This window comes from Ensifer sp. Root1252 (genome assembly GCF_001425885.1).
Classification (GTDB): Bacteria; Pseudomonadota; Alphaproteobacteria; order Rhizobiales; family Rhizobiaceae; genus Ensifer; species Ensifer canadensis.
This window is the reverse complement of the sequence record NZ_LMDT01000034.1, coordinates 117,925-141,797: the sequence shown is the minus strand read 5'-3', so window position 1 is coordinate 141,797 and position 23,873 is coordinate 117,925. Positions and strand designations below refer to the sequence as shown.

The following is a 23,873-nucleotide window of genomic DNA, read 5'->3' as shown; positions in this document are numbered from 1 at the left end:
CCATGGTTGCGGCTGCCGTCGATGATATGGGCTCTGCCCTTCGCGAAGCGCGCCGCAACGTTTTCCTTCTAACGGCGGCGCAGGCGATCCTTGGCGTCGTCGGCCCGATCTGTTTTGCCGTCGGCGGCGTTGCCGGCTATCAATTGCTGGCAGACGACAAGTCGCTGGCGACAGCACCTCTGACTGCCTACAACGTCGGCATGGCGCTCGGTGTCATTCTCGTGGCAACGCTCTCGCGCCTCATCGGCCGACGCTTCGCCTTCATGGTCGGCACCGGGATTGCGTCGGTAGGCGCCGCAATCGCCGCGGTTGCGCTGTTCCGCGAGAGCTTCTGGCTCTTTGCCTTCGGTCTTGCCATTCTCGGCTCCTCCAACGGGTTTACACAAAAGCTGCGCTTCGCGGCCGCCGATGCTGCGCCGTCCTTCTACAAACCGAAGGCGATATCGTGGATCCTGGGCGGCGGCATCGTTTCCGCGATTCTCGGCCCACAGATCGTCATTTTCGCCGGTGATCTCTTCGCGCCCGTTGCCTTTGTCGGGGCCTTCATCGCCTTGCTGCCGGTCTGCCTGCTGGCCGCATTCTTCTTCGCGCCATTGCGTCTGCCGGAGCAGGGGACCGTGGCTAGCGAGCATCATGGCCAGGCCGCCCGCTCGCTCAGTGAGATCGTTCGCAACCAACGCTTCATCACCGGCATGGTCTGCGGCATATCCAGCTACGCGCTGATGACATTCATGATGACCGGTGCACCGGTCGCCATGGTCGTCGGCTGCGGCTTTTCCACCGAGCTTGCCACGCTCGGCATCCAGTGGCACGTGCTCGCAATGTTTGCGCCCAGCTTCTTTACGGGGTGGCTGATCACACGCTTCGGCGCCGAGCGCATCGTCGCCTGCGGGCTGCTGCTGCTCATGGCCTGCGCGGCCGTCGCCCACATGGGTCTGGAACTCTGGAACTTCTGGGGCGCTCTGGTGCTTCTCGGTCTGGGCTGGAATTTCGGTTTCATCGGCTCGACCGCCATTGTTGCCGGCAGTTATCGCCCACAAGAGGCCGACAAGGTGCAGGCCTTCCACGACATCATCCTCTTTACCACCGTCGCGCTCTCGTCCTTTGCCTCTGGCAAGGTTCTCTCGGTCTATGGCTGGGATATGCTGAACGCCGTCGTCTGGCCGGTGACATCAGTCTGCCTTCTTCTGCTCTTCTTGCTGATGCGTACTCGTCCCAGCGTTGCGGCCTGAGCCACCGCTTTTCTCCAAAATCTTCCGTTCGCAAAGGTCCGCCGGTAGTTAGTTTTCCGGGGCTTGACGATCTTTCGTTGCAACCGCACTCTGGCCGCGCCGTGAGGGGTGCTGCTTGAGGAGGTGGTGCGTGATTCGCGGATTTGAGGGGCCTGCGGCCGGGAGTGAGTCCGCGGGTTGAAACGGAGGGTAATGCGAAATGACCATTTTGTTGGGCGTTATCGCATGCGGGTTGCTCGCGGTGGCTTATGCCATCTGGGCAACACGGTCGGTGCTTGCCGCCGACCAGGGGAACGCCCGCATGCAAGAAATCGCAGGCTACATTCGTGAGGGGGCGCAGGCCTATCTCACACGTCAGTACAGAACCATTGCCATCGTCGGCGTCGTCGTTTTCATCGGCGCCTGGGTTCTACTTTCTTCCGCAGCCGCGTTCGGCTTTCTCGTTGGGGCAGTGCTTTCGGGCGCTGCCGGTTTCATCGGCATGCACATTTCCGTTCGCGCAAACGTGCGCACCGCGCAGGCGGCTTCGGTCAGCCTCGCATCCGGCCTCGATATTGCCTTCAAATCCGGCGCGATCACCGGCCTTCTCGTCGCAGGCCTCGCCCTGCTCGGCGTATCGGTCTATTACCTCATCCTGACAGCAGGTCTGGGTCACGAGCCCGGTTCGCGTGAAGTGATCGACGCGCTGGTGGCGCTCGGCTTCGGCGCATCGCTGATCTCGATCTTTGCCCGTCTCGGCGGCGGCATCTTTACCAAGGGTGCTGATGTCGGCGGCGACCTCGTCGGTAAGGTGGAAGCCGGAATCCCGGAAGATGATCCGCGCAACCCTGCGACGATTGCCGACAACGTCGGCGATAATGTCGGCGACTGCGCGGGCATGGCGGCCGACCTGTTCGAAACCTACGCTGTCTCGGTGGTCGCAACCATGGTGCTGGCTTCAATCTTCTTTGCCGGCACGCCAGTGCTCTCGACCGTGATGGCTTACCCCCTGGCGATTTGCGCGACCTGCATCATCACCTCGATCATCGGCACCTTCTTCGTCAAGCTCGGCAGCAACAACTCGATCATGGGCGCTCTCTACCGCGGCCTGATCGTGACGGGTGCGCTGTCGATCGTCGGCCTGGGTGCGGCCACATCGCTGACGATCGGCTGGGGTTCGATCGGCACCGTCGCGGGCCAGGATATTACCGGCTGGAACCTGTTCCTGTGCGGTATCCTCGGCCTCGTGGTCACCGCATTAATCGTGGTCATCACCGAATACTACACTGGCACCAACAAGCGCCCGGTGAACTCCATCGCGCAGGCGTCGGTCACCGGTCACGGCACGAACGTCATCCAGGGCCTTGCAGTCTCGCTGGAATCGACGGCATTGCCGGCGATTGTCATTGTCGGGGGCATCATTTCGACCTACCAACTGGCCGGCCTGTTCGGCACCGGGATTGCCGTAACCGCGATGCTTGGCATTGCCGGTATGATCGTTGCACTCGACGCCTTCGGTCCGGTGACGGACAATGCGGGCGGCATCGCGGAGATGTCGCATCTGCCACCGGAAGTGCGCAAGTCTACCGACGCGCTCGATGCCGTCGGCAATACGACGAAGGCCGTAACCAAGGGCTATGCCATTGGCTCGGCCGGGCTCGGCGCGCTGGTTCTGTTTGCGGCCTACGCCAACGACCTCAGCTACTTTGCCGCCAATGGCGACAAATATCCGTACTTCGCTGATGTCGGTCAGATCTCCTTCGATCTCTCGAACCCCTATGTCGTTGCCGGACTGATCTTCGGCGGCCTCATTCCCTATCTCTTCGGCGGCATCGCGATGACGGCCGTCGGGCGTGCGGCAGGTTCGATCGTCGAGGAAGTGCGCCGCCAGTTCCGCGAAAAGCCGGGTATCATGGCCGGCACGGAAAAGCCGGACTATGGTCGCGCGGTCGACCTGCTCACCAAGGCGGCGATCCGCGAAATGATCGTTCCGTCGCTGCTGCCGGTTCTGGCGCCGCTCGTCGTCTATTTCGGCGTGCTGTTGCTGTCCGGCTCGAAGGCATCCGCTTTCGCGGCACTTGGCGCGTCGTTGCTTGGCGTGATCGTCAATGGCCTGTTCGTGGCGATCTCGATGACCTCGGGCGGCGGCGCCTGGGACAACGCCAAGAAGAGCTTTGAGGACGGTTTCGTCGACAAGAACGGCACTCGGCACCTCAAGGGCTCCGAAGCGCACAAGGCGTCGGTGACCGGTGATACTGTCGGCGATCCCTACAAGGATACGGCAGGCCCCGCGGTGAACCCGGCAATCAAGATCACCAACATCGTGGCGTTGCTGCTTCTGGCAGTCCTTGCCTGATCCTATCCCCAAAACGCAAAAGGCCCGCGGAACATCGTTCCGCGGGCCTTTTCTTTGCGATCGGGTGAACTTAGTTGCCGAAGTCCTTGAACAGGCTTCGCGCTGCAGCCTGTCCGGCGCCGGGGCCGGTCAGCAACTGGCCGAGGAAGCTCGTTTCCTTGCCGCCGGTCGGCGTCGTACGCGTCAGCATGTCGAAGACCTTGCCGTCCTTGAGCGTGTAGTGCGCGAGCTGGCTGACCGTGCCTTCCTTGTCGAAATAGACGGCAAGAATCGACTGGTCGACGAGCTGCGGCTTCATGAACGCGACAGGCCGTTTGCGGGTCTGCGAGATGTAGTAGAATACCTCGTTGTCGAAGGTCGCGGTCGTCGACGGTGTGCCGAGCGAAAGCATGACCTGTTCACGGCTGGAACCGACCGGAACGAGATTTAGCGTTTCCTGGTCAACCACATAACCCTGGTGGAGAACTTCACCGACATTAGCGGACTGGCAGGCGGAGAGAGCAATGGTGCTAACAGTCGCTACGGCCGCAACTCGGCCTAGGACCTTCAAATTTGTTCTGAAAAACCGCTTCGTCAACGACAGCTCCCTTTGGAGTAACGATGGCATATCCGCCATTGCAATTCGTGCATGCTTCGGTAAACCAGCTTCGGCTATCATGCAACAACGTCATGGGCGCTTGCGCGCATTTCGAGAAAGCCAAAGCTGGGCTTTGTGATGATTTTTGGACTGTTCAAAAGAAAAAGCGGCAATATTGCGATTGTCGAACGGCAATATGCATTGTTGACCGCGGCGGCACGTCAGCCGCACCTCTATACGGACCTCGACGTGCCCGACACGGTGATGGGGCGTTTCGAGATGCTGTCGGCCGTGCTGATCCTTTATTTCCGGCGCACGCGCGGGTCGGCGCGCGCCGGCCAGGAGATCGCTCAGGAGATCGTCGACGCCTTCTTCGAGGATGTCGACCATTCGATCCGCGAGCTTGGCGTCGGTGATGCCGGCGTGCCGAAGAAGATGAAGAAGCTGGCCGGAATGTTCTATGGCCGGCTCGAATCCTATGCGGCGGCACTCGAAGGTCGAGATGCGTCCTCGCTTGCTGCGGCGCTGAAGCGTAACTTCTATCCGAAGGGCGATCAGGGTGAGCCGGGGATGGATGGCCTGGCTGCCTATCTCCTCTCTGTCGAGGAGCGGCTCGCGACTGAACCGGAAGAGCGCGTCGAAACCGGCCAGTTGCGCATCCCCACCGCCGGAGAGTAAGAGACGCCATCGATGCCCGTGCGCCCTTGAACCTGGCGTGCGGCACTATCCGCGAAGAGCGTGCCGGCAACGGCGCCCGCGCGAGGAAGGATCTGATCATGAAAGACGATAGCCGACCGGCATTCTCCTACCCGGTGAAGGTCGGGCATATCTCGGCCAATGCCGTGACCGTGCGGCTCTCGGCAAACGAGAGCGAACGGCAAGCGCTTGCCGAACTCTGGGATGTGCGCGAAGTCCTGTCGCTTTCAGCGGATCTGCAGATCGCGCGCTGGAAGAAGGACGGTGTCAAGATCAAGGGTGACGTTACCGCTCGGATCGTGCAGTCCTGCGTCGTGACCCTCGAGCCAGTCGAGGCCGATATCAAGGAATCCATCGATTCTATCCTCGTACCGGAAGGATCGAGGCTCGCCCGCCAGGCCAGCAATGATGGCGGTGAGATGATCCTCAGCCCCGACGGCCCCGATATCCCCGATACCTTTACCGGCGACACGATCGATGCCGGCGTCGTCGTCAGCGAGCATGTGGCGCTGGCGATCGAACCTTATCCGCGCAAACCGGGCGTGACTTTCGGTGCGCGCATCGAAAGCACGGCGGCCGACGACGAGAAGCCGAACCCGTTTGCAGCGCTGAAGGACTGGAAAAAGGACTGAGGCCGCCAAAGCCTCCCCTACAATTCGGTTGTCACGCGGGCGAAAAGCAGTATTTTGGCCCGACTCCGGCCAAATGAGCCGCCGCAGCGACCTGCCGCGTGCCTGGCTCAAGCGTCAGAAGCAATATGTATCGTCGTTGCGTTCGAAAGCGTGCGCCACGGCAGCACGTGTTGTGTGGCAGGAAAAAAGGATAAGACACGCGTGGTCAGAATTTCTCTTGACGTGATGGGCGGCGACTATGGTCCTGAAGTCGTCATCCCGGGCGCCGCACGGGCGCTTGAACGTCATCCGGACATAAGGTTTGTCCTGTTCGGCATAGAAGCGCAATGCGCTGATATCTTGGCCAAACACCCCAAGCTCAAGGCCAATAGCACCTTCCACGATTGCGAGATCGCAGTCGCCATGGATGAGAAGCCGAGCCAGGCGCTGAGGCGCGGCCGCGGCAAGTCGAGCATGTGGCGGGCGATCGATGCGATCAACGCCGGTGAGGCCGACGTCGTCGTCTCGGCCGGCAATACCGGCGCGCTGATGGCCATGTCGGTCTTCTGCCTGCGCACGATGCGGGGCATCCAGCGCCCGGCGATCGCCGCGATCTGGCCGACGCTCAAGGGCGAGAGCATCGTGCTCGACGTCGGCGCCACCATCGGTGCCGATGCGCAGCAGCTCATGGATTTCGCGCTGATGGGCGGCGCCATGGCACGAGCGTTGTTCGAGATAGAACGCCCGACCGTCGGCCTGCTCAATGTCGGCGTCGAAGAAATCAAGGGCCAGGAAGAAGTCAAGGAAGCCGGGCGCCTCATCCGTGACGCCAATATCGAAGGCTTCGATTATTACGGTTTCGTCGAAGGCGACGATATCGGACGCGGCACCGTCGACGTAGTTGTCACCGAGGGCTTCTCCGGCAATATCGCGCTCAAGGCCGCCGAAGGAACGGCGCGACAGATCGCCGAATATCTCCGCGCGGCCATGTCGCGCACGCTGATGGCCAAGATCGGCTACATCCTGGCCAAAGGTGCCTTCGACCGCCTGCGCGAAAAAATGGACCCGCGCAAGGTTAATGGCGGCGTCTTTCTCGGCCTCAATGGTGTCGTGATCAAGAGCCATGGTGGCGCCGATGGCGAGGGCTTTGCGGCCGCTATCGACGTCGGCTATGACATGGTGAAAAATGGCCTGAAGGCGAAGATCGAGATCGATCTGGCGAAGTACCATGGCGCCGAGCCGCCGAGCGCGCTTCCCGCCGGCATGAATGATGAGGTTTGAATAAATGATCCGTTCCGTCGTTCGCGGCTTCGGTGCAGCGTTGCCGAAGCGCATTGTCACCAATCAGGAGCTGGAATCCAAGGTCGATACGTCAGACGAGTGGATCGTGCAGCGCACCGGCATCCGCCAGCGCTACATCGCCGGCGAAGGCGAAACCACGGCGTCGCTTGGCGAGGCCGCTGCACGCGCAGCACTGGACAATGCCGGGCTGACGGCGGCTGATCTCGACCTGATCATTCTGGCGACGTCAACGCCAGACAACACCTTTCCGGCAACTGCGGTCAACATTCAGAACCGGCTCGGCATGCACCATGGCGCGGCCTTCGATCTGCAGGCGGTCTGTTCGGGCTTCATCTACGCGGTAACGACGGCGGACGCCTATATCCGTGGTGGGCTGGCAAGGCGTGTTCTGGTGATCGGTGCCGAGACGTTCTCACGCATTCTCGATTGGTCCGATCGCACGACCTGCGTGCTCTTCGGCGATGGCGCTGGCGCGATCATCCTGGAAGCCCAGAAAGGCGAGGGCACGATTGCCGATCGCGGCGTGCTCACTGCCAAGTTGCGCTCCGATGGTGCGCATCGCGAAAAGCTTTATGTCGATGGCGGACCATCGACAACGGGTACCGTCGGCCATCTCAAGATGGAAGGCCGCGAAGTCTTCAAGCATGCCGTCGGCATGATCACCGACGTGATCGAGGCCGCCTTCGAGGCCACGGGAACGACGGCGGAAGACATCGATTGGCTCGTGCCGCACCAGGCCAACCGCCGTATCATCGATGGTTCGGCCAAGAAGCTCGGCATCCCGCTCGATAAGGTTGTGGTAACAGTCGATCTCCATGGCAACACCTCTGCCGCGTCCATTCCGCTGGCTCTGAACACCGCGGCGGCGGACGGCCGGATCAAGAAGGGCGATCTCGTTCTGCTTGAAGCCATGGGGGGTGGCTTCACATGGGGCTCCGTTCTGATACGCTGGTAAAAAATGCTGAGGCAACGCAGGCGCTTGACCGCAAAAGGCAAGGGCAATAGTCTTCGGTCGCTGATCGGCGTGCCAGACATCGGTGGGGGAAGATGAGCGGAAAAACAGTAACACGAGCAGACTTGGCTGAGTCGGTTTTTCGCAAGGTGGGTCTGTCTCGTACAGAGTCTGCCGAGTTGGTGGAAACCGTCATTGACGAAATATGCAACGCAATCGTGCGTGGCGAGAGTGTGAAACTATCCTCCTTCGCGACCTTTCAAGTTCGCGATAAGAACGAGCGCATCGGCCGCAACCCGAAGACCGGTGAGGAAGTGCCGATTTCGCCGCGGCGGGTGATGACCTTCAAGGCGTCTAACGTCCTGAAGCAGCGGGTGTTGAAATCGCATCTGAGCCGCAAGGCCAAGCTGAAGCCGGCCTCTCCCGTATCGTAAGCGGAGGTCGGCAACCACAATGTGGTTGAAAACCCATCCATAAGCCGTTGAAATGGAGCCGATTCGTGCGATCATCGCACGACATCGGTTCATTGCGCTTAGGCTTGCCCTGAGTCGCATGACATGGAATGGGAACGAAATGGAAAAAAGCCCCGACGCTTTTCGCACCATCAGCGAGGTCGCCGACGATCTCGATCTGCCGCAGCACGTCCTGCGCTTCTGGGAAACACGCTTCCAGCAGATCAAGCCGATGAAGCGTGGTGGCGGCCGGCGTTATTATCGCCCTGAAGATGTCGACCTGCTGAAGGGCATCCGTCACCTGCTCTATGATCATGGCTACACGATCAAAGGCGTGCAGAAGCTGCTGAAGGCCAACGGCAACAAATTCGTGGCGGCGATCGCCAGCGGCGATCTGGCGACGGTTGAGGCCCTGGCCGCCTCGAGCAACGAGGAGCCGCTACCGCCGAAGGCCGGCTTGTCCGACGAGGATCAGATCGTCGGTCGCGCCAAGGCGCCAGCCAGCCGCCGCTTTTTCTCCTTCGGCGGCGGCAATGACGACGTTCCGGAAATCTCTCTCGGCAAGTCCTCCTCCGTCGGCAAGGAAGATCGGGCGCTGCTTCAAGAGGCGCTTTACGATCTCCTGGAATGCAAGCGTTTGCTTGATCAGGCGCGGTAACTGGCGCCTGCTGATTCGGCAGCGAAGGTTGCGCGTCGGCGAGGCAGAGGCGCAGGCCGCGAAAGTAGAGGGGCTGTGCAGGTCACGCCGGAGGATTGCGGCAACTACGCCGGTCCCGAGCTGATGAAGCACGCCTCGATCCTGTCGCATAGTCGAATCACTTCACCGATGCAGGTGCGCGCTAAGGGTGTTCTTTGGGTGTCCTTTGATGGACTGCACAACTCCTTAAATTGACGGTGATTCAAGGGGGCTGCGGCGGGCCTTTAGCCGTGACTCATTCGACGTACACCCGTCGGCGTTCGCCTGAGAGCGAGAGCTGATCGCAAAGGGACCCCAGGGCCTGAGCTATTTTGCGCGAGGTCCTGATGGTTCTGGAAGATCGCGGATAGGCGGAAAGCGGTCCTGCATGTCAGGCAGCGTTCAGATCCGCAATCTCGCCGAACTGGACCAATAGGCGAGGGCTACTCATGTCGCCGCTTTCTTCGTCCACCTGGACAGCATAGGCGGCGACGCCGACATGCCTCGGCGCCATAGCCGCCGCAACCTTCTCTGCCCCAGCCGCGGTCGTGGCGGCACGCATCTCGCCGGGCGCGAGCCCACCGCGAACGCGTTTAAAGGGCATGATGATAAATTTCTCTGACATGGCAAAGCCTCCAATTTGTTCTACAAATGTTCTGATGCTGGTCAGAAGTCAACGGCTTAATTCTGCGGGAGACCAATCGCTCGTTTGCGCTGCAGAAAGACGGGCCTAGCTGGGTTGCCAGCCCTGTGAAGGGAGGGGCGAAGCGGCGGTGTGGCGACAACCGTTGCCGGCAGTGACCGCCGCGTTCACATGGAGTGTATTCTAGACCGACAATCGCAAAGTTTTGACCTGTGGGACTTCTCGTCCCATTTTCCACTTATCCACGCCGTTTGTTCCTTTTTCCTGCCGGGCCCGAAATTCCCGCTTGCGCTCTAAGCGTTGAGAATATAGGGATTTCCTCGGTCCGGAGCGTAGCGCAGCCCGGTAGCGCACTTGACTGGGGGTCAAGGGGTCGTGGGTTCGAATCCCGCCGCTCCGACCATTTCAATCACCAAGCCCCCAAGGGGTGATTGATAAATTCCTTCGTTTGTTGATTTTCCGTTGTCGCCAACTAGGCGGCTATACGGCGCCGCCAACTCACCCGTCTGAGCGTCAGAGGCCGAAAATCCGATACCTGGTCTTACGCCTGGCATCGTTCCAGCACATGCGGAATAGCATCAATCGGCTGTAGAGGGATGCGGGAGGAAGCTTGTCTTTGAGCTTGTAGCAGCCGATCGTGTATTGCCAGCGAGCTCGAATTTTTGCTGTGATGGATGTCACCATGTATTTTTTGTCCGAACCGGATCCCTCGGTGAATTCGTAGACAGGGCCGTCGGTGTAGGCGACGAGGTCGCGAACGACGAACTCCGTGACGACATAGGAGCTGAGCGCCCAGACCGCGCCTTCGTGCCACCGCTTGAGAACGATCTCGTCGGCTGCAGCAGACCGGAAGACGCCGTAGATCCACTCGGACGGATACATGAGATTCCGCGGGGCTCGGCCGCGTACGTAGCGTTCCTTGAAACGGAAAATGTCCTGGTTCGGCTTGGCGTGTTTTACTTTTGTGCCGTCGACGCGCTCGACGTTGCCCACGGCCAGCATTTTACTTGGATCCGCATCCAGCGATGCGACGAGTTCCTGCAGGAAGTCGGGTGTTGACGTGTCGTCGCACGCGCGAAGGCAGAAGTATTCGCCTTCGCATGCGCCTATTCTGAACGCCTTGGCAAATTGCTCGAGCGCGCTCAGAAAATTGGCGTTCTGAATAACGGAAAATCGCGGATCCCTTGCGCAAAATGCTCTGGCGATCTCTAAGGTGTCGTCGGTCGAGCCATTTTCCAGGATAAGTGCCCTGAAATCGGACAGGGATTGGTCCGCAATGCTCTGCAGACTTCGCTCAAGCGTTTTTGCGCCGTTGTGGACCGGAAAGACGACGACGATCTTGGATTTTTCAGGCATGGCTACACGTGTTACCGTCTGGGCTCAGTTGGAGCAATTGGCGTAATGAAGCCAAGGTCGAGCAACTGCTGCGAGCCGGTAAACTTCAATGAGTCGTCGGACTGTAGCTGCAGCGTCCCTTTTTTCGCGATGACATCCGTCATCTTCGAATACGCAGCCGCATTGTCGAAATATTGCCCGTCGCGTGCAGCCTCCGTTATTTCCTTCTCGTAGTCTGAGAAAAACTTGAAGTGGAGCAGGGCGCCCATCATGCTCGCGAAGTTTCTCCGATATGGAAGCGGTTGATGTATGCTGGGGCCGAAGCGACAGTCATCGTCCCAGTATATCAGGGGGTACTTGATGAGTTCGAGGTCTGCGTCGAATTCTCGTTTGCGCGCTCCGCCCTTGATTGAAATCGCCCGTTTGGTTGTAGACAGCGTGTACCCGGAGCTATCGAGGTGGTCCGCGATTTCCCAAGGCGCGCGCGAGCTCAGCAGATTGGCGTCCGCTTTAGATAGGTCGATGGGATACATATCGAGCATGGGCGCCGGCAGTCTCAGCGCGCCTGCCTTTTCAAGACAGTGTATAACAGACCAGAGTGTCCTGGTTTCGAACCCGTCATAGACGAGGAATTCATCGGAATCGACATTGACGTACCACCTTGGGCCGCCATAGAGGCCCAAAAGTGTCTCGCGCCATGCTCGGCCGCGGCGTGCGTCCTTGTAGCGGACAGGCGAAACCCACAGGTCCACATCGTCCTGTTTGAGGAGGAATTCTCTTGTTCCGTCCGTGGAGACGTCGTCCACGCAAATGAAGCGCGTTACACCTAGCTGCCGATAGTGCGAAAGGAATGCGGGAACCAGCTTTGCGTCGTTGTGCGTCAGGAAAACAAGCGGAAGTTCGTCGGGATATAGTGACGTTTGGCCGTGATGACTGACGCAACGCAGGCTAACGGATGTCGCTTTGCGCCGTTCGCGCCGTTCGACCTTCAGCGTTTCATACCAAGTGGAGAGACGCTCCAGTACCCCCCTGTCAGCGATCGAAGTCGCGTCGGCTTGAGCCCTGAAGGGATAGTTGATTTCGGCCATTCCCGCCCCAGTATAGCTTCCAGATATTATTTCGACTTAGATGAAAAGCTACGGTTTCGCAATGTTTGCGGTATGCCTACATGTCGTCATGCAGGTCGTCGTCCCAAAACCGTGTTATGTAATCAGGCGGTTACCCTGATACGTCGTCGTTCCGCCAGCTTCCAATAGAGCATCTCGGTTTGGTCGAGCATCGCGTCGAGCGTGAAGCGCTCCTTGAGGCTGTCGGCTGCCGCCGCGAGCTTCCTGAAGGTGGCTGGCGTAGCGGACGCAGCCATAGTCTTGGCAAGCTCCGAGATATCGTCGGTATTCTGCACGATGAAGCCGTTGTGACCATCCTCGATCACGGTTCGTGCGCCGCCGATATCGCTGGCAATGATCGGCTTTCCGGCCGCCGCCCCCTCCAGCATGACGTAGGACATCGCCTCGTAGCGGCTCGGCATGACCAGCACATCGAAGGCAGGGGCCGCTTGCGGACCTGTGAATGCGGATGTCAGATGCATCCGGTTCTGTAGGCCGCTCTCGGAAATGGCGGTGCGAACCGTGCCTTCGAGCTCGCCGGCGCCAACCATGACGAGATGACTGTCTTTCACCGTCGCGGCGATGTTCTTAAAGGCGGCAACGAGCCGTTCGGGTGCCTTCTGCGCGGTCAGCCGGCCGATGAACCCGAAGACAAATGCGTTCGGCGCAATGCCGAAACTAGCCCTTATGGTCGTTGCCATATCCCGTGAGGGCGGAGCAACGCCATTGACGATCACCGACATCCGCTCCTCCGGCATGTATAGCGAAACGGCGTGGGAGCGCTCGTCGTCGGACACACAGATGAGATGGTCGGTATAGAACCAGGCGAGACCCCATTCGATCGCGCCATAGATCAGCCTGCCGCCGCGTCCCAGTGTCGGATCCAGCGTACGGAAAGCGTGCGGCGTGTAGATGCGCGGCAAATGGCGACCGGGCAAGCGCAGGCGCGTCAACGCTCCGGCCTTGGAGCTGTGGCCGTGAACGATATCGAAAGGGCCATGATCGCGCATAATACGACGCAGCGTCAGGAAGGCTGGGATGTCGGTGGGCCCTGGGGCACGCTTCATGTCGACGGCGTGAACAGCGGGAAGGCCAATAGCCTTCAGCTCGCGCACGAAACTTTCCTCGGCTCGCACCGGTGAGTAGACCGCCTCGACGTGATGCCCGCGGAGATGCATGCCGCGGCAGAGATCGATGAAATGCCGGCCCGATCCGCCACCGCTCGGCTCGAGGACTTCGAGCAGGCGCAGCGGCGCGGCGGCGGGGCGATTTGGCAAAGGATATTCCATGTTCATTGCTGCCATCCGGCCCGCATTGTTCGACGATGGCGGTATTCGAGGGCGGCACATCCCCAGATGATGCCGAGAAGCATGTAGAAATGACGCCAGTGATCGGTATCGATGACATTGCCGACGCCCACATGACCGATCAGCGCGACCCAGGCGATCATCAGATAAACCTGCCAGGGGCGCTCGAGCAGCAGGAAGCGGAAACCGAGCGACAGCGTCCAGATGATAAGCGTGACGTAGCTGACGAAACCGAGCCAGCCGTAGGATGTCAGCGACTTCAGCCAGACGTTATGTTCGTCCTCGGGAAAGATCGTGCTGAAGACCATCGGACCGATGCCGAGCGGTTTCTCCATCGACATCAGGAAACCGATGCGGTGACGGTCGAAGCGGCCGAGGTGGCCGCCGTCATAGTCCTGCACGAGCTGCGAGCGGCTGGAAAAGAGCGTTGCCACCTGCTCCGATTGCAGCGCGGCCAGCAGGGCGCCGACAACAAAGACACCGCCGACCAGGGCGACGACGAGGATGCGCAGGCGGAAGAGGCCGTTGCGCTCCTTGAGCAGCATCACGAAGACGAAGGCAACCACGCAGAAAAGGTTGAGCGCCCATGCAGCACGCGAGAACGACAGGAACACGCCGAGCGCCAGCACCAGAAGCGCGGCGATCTTGGGCGGGGCCTTGTGGATCGGCTGCGTCAACAACCCGTGGATTAGATAGAGTGCGGGAACCGACAGGAATGGGCCGAACACGTTCGGGTCCTGGAAGGCGCCTTTGGCCCGGTCGTAGAGTGTGAAGTTTTCAGCGCCCGGGATTGCGCCGAAGTAGCCGAGAATACCAAGCAGGGCGGTCAGGACGGCAGCCGTGACCCAGGCGTTGAAGATCAGCCGGAGCCGCTGATAGCGATCCTCGATGATGGCGGCGTAAAAGACCGCCGACAGCGCCAGAAATCCGGAGACCGCCATGTACATCGGCCCCTTGGTCAGGTCGACCATCGTCATCAGCGACAGGATCCCGCCGATCATGAACAGGGTGAGCAGAGTAAGAAGCGGCGCGACATAGCGCGAGATTTTCAGGCCGAAGAGCGCCCAGAGCCCAATGAGGACCACCAGGAATAGCTCGTAGGGCGCTGGTTCGGCAATCACGAAACCCGACAGAAACACCACAAGCGCAACCAGCCATGAGCCGAAGAGCGAAAGCGCGGCGAGCTGGGGTCTAAAGACGATCGGCGGTGGTGTGTCGACGGTGCTCAATAGGCATTTTCCGTGTTGAGCAGCCGGAACGGTGTCAGGAACAGGATCTTCAGGTCGAAGAGCAGCGACCAGTTCTCGATGTAGTGGAGGTCGAAGGCCGTGCGCAGGCGGATCTTGTCGTCACTGTCGATCTCGCCGCGCCAGCCGTTGATCTGCGCCCAGCCGGTGACCCCGGGCTTGACGCGGTGACGGGCGAAATAGCCTTCGACGACGTCGGAATAGGTGCGGTTCTGCGTCTGCGCTAGCACGGCATGCGGGCGCGGGCCGACGAGCGAGAGCTCGCCCTTGAGCACGTTGAAGATCTGCGGCAGTTCGTCGATCGAGGACTTGCGGATGAAACGCCCAACCGGCGTGACGCGGGGGTCGCCCTTCGTCACAGCGTTGCGGGCGCTCGGGTCGCTCAAATGCGTGTACATCGAGCGGAACTTGTAGACCTCGATGGTCTCGTTGTTGAAACCGTGGCGCTTCTGCTTGAAGATGATGGGGCCGGGCGAGGTGGCTTTGACCGCGATCGCAGCCCCCAGCATCACCGGCCACAACAACACCAGGGCGACGATGCTGAAGAAGATGTCGAAGCCACGCTTGGCGACGGAATCCCAGTCTGCGATGGGTTTGTCGAAGATATCCAGCATCGGCACTTCACCGACGTGGGAATAACTGCGCGGCCGGAAGCGCAGGTTGTTGGCGTGCGCTGCAAGACGGATGTCGACCGGCAGTATCCAGAGCTTCTTCAGGAGCTGCAGGATGCGTTTCTCCGCCGTCAACGGCAGCGAGATGATCAACATGTCGATGCGCGCCAGGCGCGCGAATTCCACCAGCTCGTCGACCGTTCCGAGCTTGGGGTAGCCGGCGATGACATTCGGAGACCGACGTTCGTCGCGATCGTCGAAGATGCCACAGATCCTGATGTCGTTGTCGGTCTGATGTTCGAGTGTGCGGATCAGATCCTTGGCCGGCTGGCCGCCGCCGACGACGACGGCACGACGCTCCATCGTTCCGTTGCGGGCCCAATGCCGGATGGAATAGGCAATGAATGCGCGTTCTGCCACGAGGAAGAGCGCACCGGCGACGAACCAGCCGCCGAACCACACACGCGAATATTGATGACCGGACTTTAGAAAGAAAAGCGCGATGGCAATGCCGCCGAATGCGATCGCCCAAGAGGCGAGGATACGCGGAGTAAAGCGCAACCAGGCGCGAAGAGCAGGGACCTGGTAGGTGTCGGCGATCTGCATCGCGGCAACGGCTAGTGCGGAGCCACCAACGAGGATCGTCAGGTAAAGCGGCAGCTGATCGAAGCCGGGCTGCACATAAAGCGCATTGATGGCATAGCCGATGGCGAACAGTGCGCAGAACTCGAAAAGACGCATCAGGCCCATGATCATGGCGGGCGAATAGGTGTCTGCGCGGAATTGTTCGGCAATCTGTCGGGCGAGGGGGTTGAGTTCCGTCGACGGTTCGTCACCGGCTTTTTCGTCCGGCGCACGGGTACGGATCTCCGAAATCTTCTTGCGAAGCGCTTCGGGGTCGAAGGCTTCCGACCGCTTAAACTCGTTCATGGCTTCCTTCCGGCACTGAAGTCCGCACGGGATAGCAGAAAGCCACTAAGAAACGCTTACGTTGCAACCTGAGGCCTTATCGGAGCCGATTGGTCCCGGCACAAATCCCGGTAGAGCCGCAGCACCTCCGCCGTCATGACCGAGGCCGCGAAGCGGGACTTGAATGTCTTCGGGTCGGGCATCACGCGCGCGGACCAGTCCTTCTCGACGATTGCAGAAGCCATGATCGTGGCAAGTGACTGCGCGTCTGCCGCTTCGGCAAGAGCTGCGCTGTGCTTGCCGAGGATTTCCGGTATGCCGCCGACGCGGCTGGCAATCACCGGCTTTTGCGCCGCGAGCGCCTCGAGCACGATATAGGGCATGGATTCTGCCCGGGATGGAATGACGATGTTTCGTGCCAGCGCAAAGGCTTCGCGGGCGTTCATGGCAGGGCGCATGGTGATCCGTCGCCCGAGGCCCTGCTCGAACGTGAGGTCGCGGTATTCTTGCTGCTGTGGGCCGTCGCCGACCATCAACGCCGAGAGCGGCCGCCCGACAAGCCGTTCCGTGCGGGCAAAGGCATCCACAAAAAGATCGGGACCCTTCAGGTCCCGCATCATGCCGATATAGAGGAAGTCGACCGCATCCGGCCGCGCCTCTACGGCCTCGAACTCGCGATCGTCGATGCCGTTGTAGATCAGCTCGTAGTGCTCGCGCGGCTCGCCGACCTTGGAAAAATAAGTCTGGCGCTCGAAGTCGCAGACGAAGACGAGCGCGTCGGTCAGGCGTTCCTGAAGCCGCTCCAGCGGGAAGACGATCCGCCCGACAAACGACTTCGGGCTGTAGTGGAGACTGCCACCGTGCGGGGAATAGAGGCGGGCTACGCGATACCTGTTGACCCGCAAGGCTGAACCGATGAGGCGGGCTATGGCGCCACCTTTGGCGCCGTGCCCATGCAGCACATCCGGTTGCAAACTTCTGATTTCCTTGTAACAGCGCCAGAGCGCGGCAAAATCCCTTGGGCCGATCGAGCGATGGATCGGCATGCGGACGAGGCCCAGCGCCAGATAGGGCCGGATTCCGTCGAAGAGCGAATCCTCATAGGATCCGCCAGTGGTACTGTCGCAGAGGATGCCGACCTCATGACCCGCCGCCGCGTGCGCCTCCGCCAGCTCGCGCACATGGCGGAAAATACCACCGACGGGCGATCTGAAGCAGTGAATGATGCGCAAGGGACGCTGCGGCTGCATCGAGATCAGAACAGCCGTTCGCGAATGTAAATCGTATCGCCAGCCAGTACGGCATCGGTAATCGGCACGCGACCGGTGATGATCCGGCCGTTGATTTTACGCGTGACGTCGGCGCTGGCCTGGTTGGCCCGCGGCGAGAAGCCGCCGGCAACCGCAATCGCGTTCTGTATCGTCATTCCCGGCACATAGGCATATTGTCCTGCCTGGCCGACTTCGCCCATGATGAAGACCGAGCGATAGCGATCGACTTCGATGGTGACATCCGGATCGCGCAGATAGCCCTGTTTCAACTTTGCGGCGATCATGCCTTCGAGTTCGGGCAGCGTGTGGCCGCGCGAGGCGACGGTGCCGATCAGCGGAAAGGCAACATAGCCTGCCTGATCGACCGTGTAGGTACCACTTAGGCCTGCCTGCTCGAATACGTTGATGCGCAGCCGGTCGCCGCTGTCCAGCCGATAGGGCTGGATCGTTGCTTCGCTGAACGCTTTGGGTGCCGGCTGATAGCTTGTGCAGCCGCCGAGCAACATCGACAGTGCTGCCACCGTAATAGCGAGACCCGTCTTCATACCTGCGGTTGACATGCTGCTCTTCGGCTCCGGAAACGACCACCTCTCTCGCCGTTATCGATCCGTTAGGGTTAATAGCTGGTAAACTCGCGGTAGAATTTTCAACGGGGGACCTGCGGCAGAGGAGGGGCGAAATCGCCCAGAGGTTGAGCAGCCATTAACCCTTGCGTTACCATGTTCATTTACCTTCCAGCGAGATTTTAAGGTTCGGAGCCAGAAGCATGTCGGGAAACGGCAGCGGACAACAGGATGTGGATATCGATCTCGGCGGGCTGTTCCGCGCCGTGTGGGATCGACGCGTCAAGGTATTGCTCGCCACTGCGTGTGTTGCAGCGCTCGCTTTCGGCGCCGCGAAGATGATCGCACCGGACTATCAGAGCGAGACGCGCGTCCTCATCGAATCGCGGGAGCCTGAATTCAGCGGCTCCAACCAGAACGCGCAGACAGGGTCCGACCGCGTCTTCGACGAATCCGGCATTCTGAGCCAGGTTCAGGTGCTGCGTTCGGCCGACCTGATCAAGCAGGTCGCGCGCAACATGAAGCTACACGAGCAGAAGGAGTTTGATCCTTCGGCCGCACCTTCGGCGGTTTCCGACCTGATGGTCATGCTGGGCCTGAAGAAGAACCCACTGGAAATGCCGCCCGAAGAGCGGGTGCTGAAGGAGTTCACATCGAAACTGCAGGTCTATCAGGTCGAGAAGTCGCGCGTGATCGCGATCGCCTTTACCTCGAAGGATCGACAGTTGGCGGCTGCGATCCCGAACGAGATGGCAAAGGTATTCCTTTCGCTGCAAAGCGGCGCGAAGCTCGACACCAATTCTGAAGCCAGCCGTTGGCTTGAGCCGGAGATCGCCAATCTGCGCGAGAAGGTGCGGGATGCCGAAGCCAAGGTGGCGGCCTATCGTTCGTCGTCCGATCTGTTGCCAACCGGCGAGACCACGAATTTCGCAACCCGGCAACTCACGGATATCTCGACCGAGCTGACCCGCGTGCGTGGCGAGCGGGCTAATGCCGAGGCGCGCGCCGAAGGTGTGCGGGCGGCGCTGGCGAGCGGCCGCGAGGCTGATACCATCGCCGACGTCGTTGGTTCGCCGATGATACAGCGCCTCAAGGAGACGGAAGCAAACCTGCAAGGGCAGGTGGCTGACCTTTCGACCACGCTTCTGGACGGCCATCCGCGGCTGAAGGCCCTGAAATCGCAGGTCGAAGGTATCAGGGCGCAGATCCGCTCAGAAACCCGCAAGATCCTCAGCAGTCTGGAAAACGAGGCGAAGGTCGGCGAGTTGCGCGAGCAACAGCTGACGCAGCAGCTCAACGCGCTCAAGGCCAAATCGGCCCAGGCCGGCGAGGAAGAGGTGGGCCTGCGTGCACTCGAGCGCGAGGCGACCGCCCAACGGCAACTGCTCGAGACCTATCTGGCGCGCTATCGCGAAGCGACGTCGCGCACGGTCGAGAATGCAACGCCCGCCGATGCGCGTGTCATTTCAAGCGCGGTCGTCCCCACCGGCGCCAGCTTCCCGAAGGTGATGCCGATCACCATCGTTGCGGCACTTGCGACCTTTCTTCTGAGCTGCATCATCATCATGCTCGGGGAGTTGTTCAGCGGTCGTGCACTGCGGCCGGTGTCAGTCGGTGCCGAGCGGCCGCCGGCACGTTCGCGGCCGGCCATTGCCGCCGTCGCTGCTGCTGATGGTTTCGATGAGAAGAAGCTCAACATCTCGCCTGCATTGAACGACGCCATCGATCTGCCACCGTTGGCGCCACTGGCCGAGGACGAGACGGACGATGTTGTCGACGACCCGAGCGGCGAGACGGCCGAACCGGATTTCTCGATCGAGGCGGTTGCCGATCACCTGCGTGAAAACGCAGTGCGGATCGCAATCTCTGTTTCGCCCGGTGGCGACGAGGGGTCGACGGCGACGGTGATGCTGGCGCGTCTGATCGCGGAGGAAGATCGCAAGGTCGTGTTGATCGACCTCACAGGTTCGGCCTGCCCGACCCGCCTGATGGCGCGTTCGGCGCAACTGCCTGGCATCACCAACTTGCTGGCCGGCGAGGTGGCGTTCACCGAAACCATTCATGCCGATCGGTTCTCCGACGCGCACATCATTCCGCAAGGCGATGCCGATCCGCGGCTCGCAATGCGCGGCATCGAGCGCCTGCAGATGATCATCGATGCGTTGACCAATGCCTATGATCTGGTGCTGGTCGAATGCGGACCGGCCGACGAGGGAGCCGTCGACAAGATTGCCCGCCGCGACGGCGCGGAAATCATCCTGTCGGCGCCGGCGGTTAGCGAAGAGAGAATCATTGAAGTCCTGACCGGCTTCGGCGAGGCCGGCTACCGGGACATCGTGTTGATGACTGGGCGGGGTGAACCCGGCCCGGATTATCCCGACCGCCACGCGGCCTGAGCCGAGGCGCGCTAACGGCGCTGCTTATTCGCTATCGATCTCGCCGGTCTGTCGATCGGTCTTCCGCTTGCGGCTCCGCACCCGCTGGAAGAATGAATAGGCGGCCCTGTTGGCCTTGATCGCCACTTTCGCCTGCACCAATGCCCGGTGGTAGCCGGCTGCAAACCGGCCGCGCACCGTCAGCGGCAGGACGATGTCCCTGAGCGGCGTCTCGACTGTACACCACGAGCGTTTGTAGGGCTGGTCTCCGACGCCGAAGTCGAAGAGCGCCGCGCCCTCGCCGCAAAGCCTTTGGATCATTCTGTAGAACAAGAGCTCGCCCGGGCTGGCGTCGCCTGCCAATTCCTCGTCGATGGAGCCGAATTGACAGATGACATGATCGGCCTTTCGCGACAGACTGGCGACGGCCACAATCCGCCCGCCATGTTCGCCTTTAAGGCGGATGGCATTGAGTTCGAGCAGTCGTTCGTCAGCTGCGCCGCAACTGCCCGCGACTGCGTGAAAGAACGTTCTGGTCGGGGTGCCCTGAAAGACATCGGGAAGTCCGAGAGCTGCAAAACGAGTGGCCTTCTGGCGAAAAAAGACGTCGAGCAACGACCGCGCTTCGCAGGGATCCTGCGCAATGACGTAGTCGTACCCCCCGAGAGCCTCGAGCCGCCGCTCGGAGATCCGCATCTTCTTGCGCCGCCGTTTGGCATTGACCTGTGCCAGCGTGCGTTCGAAGCTCGAAAACAGCGGCAGCTGAAACGAGGAATTCTGGTTCTTGATGCCGGGTAGGTTCGCAAACGGGCTTGCGGCTCCGCGCCAGGCAAGCGGCGTCTTTTCGAGCGCCACGAGATCGACTTTATGGCGCAGCCGATGAGTGAGTTCGCGCGCCAGTCGGTCAGCGAAGTCGTTTCGGGGAAGGGTCAGCGCATCTGCCGCGAAAAGTCCGGTATTGAGATTGCTGTGGGGCGCACCGACAAACCGCGCCGTGTTGAACAGGCGACCGGGCACGAATTCAAGAGGCAGGATGAACAGCAATTCGCCATCAAGGGCGCCGCGAACGACCTGCAACTCGCTGTCATGAGCCTGCGCCCATGCCGCGCACCAGTCGTAGCCTTGATGCAGGGAGTTGAAAGACAGCGCTTCCAGCGACCGCCATTCCTGCTCCAGCGGCGCCATCGTATCATGGATGGAGATCTCGAATCGGCTCATGGCGGCATCAGACCGGGACGCAGCGTGTGCGTCTCGATGGCCCGGCCGGCCGATGGTCAGATCTGTGTTCGTCATCGGCAAGGCCGTCCGGATGCTGGTTGCGGCTGCCATTCAACGGCAACTCCGCTACAATCCGTTTAATTCCTGAAATATGACTGCGACCTCCGGGCAACAACCGGCGAATGCAGTTAGCAAAGCATGAAGCCCGGATTGCTACCCACCGAGAAAACCTGTTGCAAGAGCTTGCGCCCATTGCAGGCGGTTTCGCTGCGCGGCAAGCCTTGCCATCGTCTCGTGCTGGTAGGGAACTGTGCGGAACGTGACACTCCAATCATTGCCAACGCTTTCGACGATGGCGTAGCGCGCATCCGGCGAGCCGACTTCAACCTTGTGGGCGACCGGGCTGTCGGCGTCATATCCAGGGCAACCAACGCTGCCGGGGTTGACTACGAGCCGGCCGTCCGCAAGGCGGATCGCTCGGGGAGTGTGCGTGTGTCCGCAGAGAATGACTGGTTGCTTGATGCCTGTAGCGAGGACTTCGATGGCGCTGCGCGCTGCCAGATGGACCACGCCCTCCGCCGTCAATGCTTCGAGCCAGTACGCCTCGTCGCTCGCAGGCGTGCCATGGCAAAGAAAGAATGCATCGCGATAGACGAGGGTGGCCGGCAGGGTCGCTAGCCATTCAAGATGCCGAGGCTGCAATTCCGCATGGGCCGCGCGGTCGGACAACCCCATGCCGGTGGGATCGAGCGTCAGCAGGTATCGGTCATGATTGCCAGAGATCGAGGGGATGTTGCGCGCCATCAGGATATCGGCGGTGCGCGCCGCATTGAGCGGACCGCTGACATGGTCGCCGAGATTGACAATATCGGCGATCCCCAGCGCGTCGATATCGGCAAGCACCGCCTCGAGTGCAAGGTCGTTGCCATGGATATCGGAAATGATCGCAACCTTCATCGAGGTCCCCCTTGGCTCAGCGGTCTTTCGCCGGCTTTTCCATCCACTTGATGATCAGCATCGCCGGCAGCACCCAGAGCAGGCCGGTAAAGAAGAAGTACATCAGATGCACCCACCACGGCGCAGCGCCGAGCAGCAGTGACGCGAAGGTGACGGCGGCGAGCGCATAGACGATGACGAGGATGATGATCAGGATCGTACCGATCAGCTTTCTGAGACGTACGGGCATTTCAATTCTTTCAAATGGCGCGAGATCCGGCCGCGACGGCATGCCGCAAAGGGTTCGGCCTTGTTTTGCATGCCGCTCTGGTGCAAATCAACGGCTTTCCGGCAGGCGCGGCGATGAACCGCTCGCCGCCAACCCCGCGATACCAGAGGGAAAGCCATGGCAGGCGTCGAATTGGCGACAGAACAGATGCTCCGAAGCGAGATTGGCAGGACCGATCGCAACCGCCGGCAGATCCGCGGCTGGCTCGTCGTCGTTCTCTTTACGCTTTTTGCGCTGGTGCTTGTCGGCGGCGCGACGCGCCTGACCGAATCCGGCCTTTCGATCACGGAGTGGAAACCTATCCACGGTGTGATCCCGCCGCTGACGGCCGAGGAGTGGGAGGAGGAGTTCCAGCTCTACCAGCGCATTCCGCAATACCAACAGCTCAACAACGGCATGACCGTCGGCGAGTTCAAGACGATCTTCTGGTGGGAATGGGCGCACCGGCTGCTGGCGCGCACCATCGGCATCATCTTCGCCGTGCCGCTCGCCTTCTTCTGGCTGACGGGTCGGGTCGAACGCCGGCTGCGCTGGCCGCTGCTCGGCATTCTGGCGCTCGGTGGCTTCCAGGGTTTTATCGGCTGGTGGATGGTTTCGTCCGGTCTGGTGGAGCGGACCGAAGTCAGTCAATACAGGCTGGCGACCCACCTCGTCATCGCCTGTTTGATCTTCGCCGCCTGCATGTGGATCCAGCGCGGCCTTTGTCCGCATTCCGATGATGCGGCGCCGACGGATCGTTCGCGTCGGATGGCCGCCATCATCGCAATCATGAGCCTGTTCCAGATCTATCTCGGCGCGCTGGTTGCCGGGCTCGATGCGGGCTTCAGCTACAATACCTGGCCGCTGATGGATGGCGCGTGGATCCCGTCCGATCTTTTCCTGCAGCACCCCTGGTGGATCAATGTCTTCGAGAACCCGAAGACCGTGCAGTTCATCCACCGGATCGGCGCCTACGTGCTGTTTGCGCTGGCGTTGATGCACGTGATCGCCTCGGTGCGGGCGGCGCCGGAATCGACCCATGCGCGCCGCTCGGTATTGCTGTTCGTGCTCGTCTGCGTCCAGGCGATCATCGGCATCACGACGCTCCTGCTGCAGGTGCCGGTCGGCTGGGGCGTCCTGCATCAGGGCGGTGCGCTGGTGGTGCTCGGCTTTGCCATCGCCCATTGGCGCGGCTTCATCGGCGAATATCCGAAGCCGACTGCAATCGAGTTGCGCAACTAAAACCCACAA

At 60.8% G+C, this 23,873-nt stretch carries 22 protein-coding genes and 1 tRNA gene; 11 read left to right on the top strand and 12 right to left on the bottom strand.

The features are described from left to right. Positions 1-26 precede the first annotated feature (26 nt). Both ASD02_RS27465 and ASD02_RS27460 read left to right on the top strand, forming a co-directional pair. A complete protein-coding gene (locus ASD02_RS27465; protein WP_038576864.1) occupies positions 27-1,232 on the top strand; it encodes an MFS transporter in 1,206 nt (401 codons plus the stop codon). A gap of 199 nt (positions 1,233-1,431) precedes the next feature. Continuing rightward, the gene (locus ASD02_RS27460; RefSeq protein WP_025426530.1) at positions 1,432-3,567 is read left to right on the top strand and encodes a sodium-translocating pyrophosphatase; all 2,136 of its coding nucleotides are present in this window, start codon (positions 1,432-1,434) and stop codon (positions 3,565-3,567) included. A gap of 70 nt (positions 3,568-3,637) precedes the next feature. Here the strand turns inward: ASD02_RS27460 and ASD02_RS27455 are convergent, their stop codons facing one another. Continuing rightward, positions 3,638-4,144, bottom strand: a complete 507-nt coding sequence (locus ASD02_RS27455) for an outer membrane protein assembly factor BamE (protein ID WP_025426531.1) — start codon at positions 4,142-4,144, stop codon at positions 3,638-3,640. Positions 4,145-4,282: 138 nt separating this feature from the next. Between ASD02_RS27455 and ASD02_RS27450 the strand changes: the two genes are divergently transcribed. The 6 genes from ASD02_RS27450 to ASD02_RS27425 all read left to right on the top strand — a co-directional run bounded on the left by ASD02_RS27450 (position 4,283) and on the right by ASD02_RS27425 (position 8,815). Further along, a complete protein-coding gene (locus ASD02_RS27450) occupies positions 4,283-4,822 on the top strand; it encodes a ubiquinol-cytochrome C chaperone family protein (RefSeq protein WP_025426532.1) in 540 nt (179 codons plus the stop codon). A gap of 98 nt (positions 4,823-4,920) precedes the next feature. Then, positions 4,921-5,472: a DUF177 domain-containing protein gene (locus ASD02_RS27445; RefSeq protein WP_025426533.1), complete on the top strand. Its 552-nt coding sequence runs from the start codon at positions 4,921-4,923 to the stop codon at positions 5,470-5,472. A gap of 201 nt (positions 5,473-5,673) precedes the next feature. Beyond that, positions 5,674-6,732 (top strand): phosphate acyltransferase PlsX, encoded by a 1,059-nt coding sequence (gene plsX / locus ASD02_RS27440; protein ID WP_025426534.1) that lies wholly within the window; start codon positions 5,674-5,676, stop codon positions 6,730-6,732. A gap of 4 nt (positions 6,733-6,736) precedes the next feature. Further along, positions 6,737-7,708 carry a beta-ketoacyl-ACP synthase III gene (locus tag ASD02_RS27435; protein ID WP_057211437.1) on the top strand — a complete coding sequence of 324 codons (972 nt, stop codon included), beginning with the start codon at positions 6,737-6,739 and terminating at the stop codon, positions 7,706-7,708. Positions 7,709-7,800: 92 nt separating this feature from the next. Beyond that, positions 7,801-8,139, top strand: a complete 339-nt coding sequence (locus ASD02_RS27430; protein ID WP_025426536.1) for an integration host factor subunit alpha — start codon at positions 7,801-7,803, stop codon at positions 8,137-8,139. A gap of 139 nt (positions 8,140-8,278) precedes the next feature. Further along, complete coding sequence (locus ASD02_RS27425) at positions 8,279-8,815, top strand: MerR family transcriptional regulator (protein WP_025426537.1); 537 nt, start codon at positions 8,279-8,281, stop codon at positions 8,813-8,815. Positions 8,816-9,224: 409 nt separating this feature from the next. On the opposite strand, the gene ASD02_RS27420 is transcribed toward ASD02_RS27425, so the two are convergent. Then, on the bottom strand, positions 9,225-9,458 hold the full coding sequence (locus tag ASD02_RS27420; RefSeq protein WP_025426538.1) for a hypothetical protein: 234 nt from the start codon (positions 9,456-9,458) through the stop codon (positions 9,225-9,227). Positions 9,459-9,802: 344 nt separating this feature from the next. On the opposite strand from ASD02_RS27420, the gene ASD02_RS27415 reads away from it, so the two are divergent. Next, positions 9,803-9,879, top strand: a tRNA-Pro gene (locus tag ASD02_RS27415). A 110-nt stretch (positions 9,880-9,989) separates the two neighbouring features. On the opposite strand, the gene ASD02_RS27410 is transcribed toward ASD02_RS27415, so the two are convergent. The 7 genes from ASD02_RS27410 to ASD02_RS27380 form a co-directional block, all read right to left on the bottom strand. Further along, the gene (locus tag ASD02_RS27410) at positions 9,990-10,832 is read right to left on the bottom strand and encodes a glycosyltransferase family 2 protein (RefSeq protein WP_025426539.1); all 843 of its coding nucleotides are present in this window, start codon (positions 10,830-10,832) and stop codon (positions 9,990-9,992) included. An 11-nt stretch (positions 10,833-10,843) separates the two neighbouring features. Next, a complete protein-coding gene (locus tag ASD02_RS27405) occupies positions 10,844-11,899 on the bottom strand; it encodes a glycosyltransferase family 2 protein (RefSeq protein WP_081788848.1) in 1,056 nt (351 codons plus the stop codon). A 122-nt stretch (positions 11,900-12,021) separates the two neighbouring features. After that, positions 12,022-13,212: a glycosyltransferase gene (locus ASD02_RS27400; RefSeq protein WP_225906178.1), complete on the bottom strand. Its 1,191-nt coding sequence runs from the start codon at positions 13,210-13,212 to the stop codon at positions 12,022-12,024. Next, complete coding sequence (locus ASD02_RS27395) at positions 13,209-14,453, bottom strand: O-antigen ligase family protein (protein WP_025426542.1); 1,245 nt, start codon at positions 14,451-14,453, stop codon at positions 13,209-13,211. Before ASD02_RS27395 ends, ASD02_RS27400 begins: the two co-directional genes overlap by 4 nt. Continuing rightward, the gene (locus ASD02_RS27390; RefSeq protein WP_057211436.1) at positions 14,450-16,012 is read right to left on the bottom strand and encodes an undecaprenyl-phosphate glucose phosphotransferase; all 1,563 of its coding nucleotides are present in this window, start codon (positions 16,010-16,012) and stop codon (positions 14,450-14,452) included. The genes ASD02_RS27395 and ASD02_RS27390 overlap by 4 nt, the downstream gene beginning before the upstream one ends. Positions 16,013-16,068: 56 nt before the next feature. After that, the gene (locus ASD02_RS27385; RefSeq protein WP_025426544.1) at positions 16,069-17,241 is read right to left on the bottom strand and encodes a glycosyltransferase family 4 protein; all 1,173 of its coding nucleotides are present in this window, start codon (positions 17,239-17,241) and stop codon (positions 16,069-16,071) included. 5 nt (positions 17,242-17,246) lie between these two features. Next, positions 17,247-17,822, bottom strand: a complete 576-nt coding sequence (locus ASD02_RS27380; protein WP_025426545.1) for a polysaccharide biosynthesis/export family protein — start codon at positions 17,820-17,822, stop codon at positions 17,247-17,249. A 206-nt stretch (positions 17,823-18,028) separates the two neighbouring features. Between ASD02_RS27380 and ASD02_RS27375 the strand changes: the two genes are divergently transcribed. After that, the gene (locus tag ASD02_RS27375) at positions 18,029-20,221 is read left to right on the top strand and encodes an exopolysaccharide transport family protein (RefSeq protein ID WP_057211434.1); all 2,193 of its coding nucleotides are present in this window, start codon (positions 18,029-18,031) and stop codon (positions 20,219-20,221) included. A gap of 24 nt (positions 20,222-20,245) precedes the next feature. Here ASD02_RS27375 and ASD02_RS27370 read toward each other — a convergent pair whose 3' ends face one another. The 3 genes from ASD02_RS27370 to ASD02_RS27360 form a co-directional block, all read right to left on the bottom strand. After that, positions 20,246-21,418 carry a GNAT family N-acetyltransferase gene (locus ASD02_RS27370; protein ID WP_244494304.1) on the bottom strand — a complete coding sequence of 391 codons (1,173 nt, stop codon included), beginning with the start codon at positions 21,416-21,418 and terminating at the stop codon, positions 20,246-20,248. Positions 21,419-21,631: 213 nt separating this feature from the next. Next, positions 21,632-22,375 carry a metallophosphoesterase family protein gene (locus tag ASD02_RS27365; RefSeq protein ID WP_025426548.1) on the bottom strand — a complete coding sequence of 248 codons (744 nt, stop codon included), beginning with the start codon at positions 22,373-22,375 and terminating at the stop codon, positions 21,632-21,634. A gap of 16 nt (positions 22,376-22,391) precedes the next feature. Next, positions 22,392-22,604: a DUF2842 domain-containing protein gene (locus ASD02_RS27360; RefSeq protein ID WP_025426549.1), complete on the bottom strand. Its 213-nt coding sequence runs from the start codon at positions 22,602-22,604 to the stop codon at positions 22,392-22,394. Positions 22,605-22,760: 156 nt separating this feature from the next. Here ASD02_RS27360 and ASD02_RS27355 point away from each other — a divergent pair, with 156 nt between their 5' ends. Beyond that, positions 22,761-23,864, top strand: a complete 1,104-nt coding sequence (locus tag ASD02_RS27355) for a COX15/CtaA family protein (RefSeq protein WP_025426550.1) — start codon at positions 22,761-22,763, stop codon at positions 23,862-23,864. The last annotated feature ends 9 nt before the right edge of the window (positions 23,865-23,873 follow it).

Excerpts from the sequence above, each read along its gene's own strand:
- ASD02_RS27390 (WP_057211436.1), bottom strand. The coding sequence starts at position 16,012 with ATGAACGAGTTTAAGCGGTCGGAAGCCTTCGACCCCGAAGCGCTTCGC.
- ASD02_RS27410 (WP_025426539.1), bottom strand. The coding sequence starts at position 10,832 with ATGCCTGAAAAATCCAAGATCGTCGTCGTCTTTCCGGTCCACAACGGC.
- ASD02_RS27355 (WP_025426550.1), top strand. The coding sequence starts at position 22,761 with ATGGCAGGCGTCGAATTGGCGACAGAACAGATGCTCCGAAGCGAGATT.
- ASD02_RS27445 (WP_025426533.1), top strand. The coding sequence starts at position 4,921 with ATGAAAGACGATAGCCGACCGGCATTCTCCTACCCGGTGAAGGTCGGG.
- ASD02_RS27385 (WP_025426544.1), bottom strand. The coding sequence starts at position 17,241 with ATGCAGCCGCAGCGTCCCTTGCGCATCATTCACTGCTTCAGATCGCCC.
- ASD02_RS27420 (WP_025426538.1), bottom strand. The coding sequence starts at position 9,458 with ATGTCAGAGAAATTTATCATCATGCCCTTTAAACGCGTTCGCGGTGGG.
- ASD02_RS27430 (WP_025426536.1), top strand. The coding sequence starts at position 7,801 with ATGAGCGGAAAAACAGTAACACGAGCAGACTTGGCTGAGTCGGTTTTT.
- ASD02_RS27370 (WP_244494304.1), bottom strand. The coding sequence starts at position 21,418 with ATGAGCCGATTCGAGATCTCCATCCATGATACGATGGCGCCGCTGGAG.
- ASD02_RS27365 (WP_025426548.1), bottom strand. The coding sequence starts at position 22,375 with ATGAAGGTTGCGATCATTTCCGATATCCATGGCAACGACCTTGCACTC.
- ASD02_RS27380 (WP_025426545.1), bottom strand. The coding sequence starts at position 17,822 with ATGTCAACCGCAGGTATGAAGACGGGTCTCGCTATTACGGTGGCAGCA.
- ASD02_RS27460 (WP_025426530.1), top strand. The coding sequence starts at position 1,432 with ATGACCATTTTGTTGGGCGTTATCGCATGCGGGTTGCTCGCGGTGGCT.
- ASD02_RS27435 (WP_057211437.1), top strand. The coding sequence starts at position 6,737 with ATGATCCGTTCCGTCGTTCGCGGCTTCGGTGCAGCGTTGCCGAAGCGC.
- ASD02_RS27425 (WP_025426537.1), top strand. The coding sequence starts at position 8,279 with ATGGAAAAAAGCCCCGACGCTTTTCGCACCATCAGCGAGGTCGCCGAC.
- ASD02_RS27360 (WP_025426549.1), bottom strand. The coding sequence starts at position 22,604 with ATGCCCGTACGTCTCAGAAAGCTGATCGGTACGATCCTGATCATCATC.
- ASD02_RS27450 (WP_025426532.1), top strand. The coding sequence starts at position 4,283 with ATGATTTTTGGACTGTTCAAAAGAAAAAGCGGCAATATTGCGATTGTC.
- ASD02_RS27405 (WP_081788848.1), bottom strand. The coding sequence starts at position 11,899 with ATGGCCGAAATCAACTATCCCTTCAGGGCTCAAGCCGACGCGACTTCG.
- ASD02_RS27400 (WP_225906178.1), bottom strand. The coding sequence starts at position 13,212 with ATGAACATGGAATATCCTTTGCCAAATCGCCCCGCCGCCGCGCCGCTG.
- ASD02_RS27465 (WP_038576864.1), top strand. The coding sequence starts at position 27 with ATGGGCTCTGCCCTTCGCGAAGCGCGCCGCAACGTTTTCCTTCTAACG.
- ASD02_RS27375 (WP_057211434.1), top strand. The coding sequence starts at position 18,029 with ATGTCGGGAAACGGCAGCGGACAACAGGATGTGGATATCGATCTCGGC.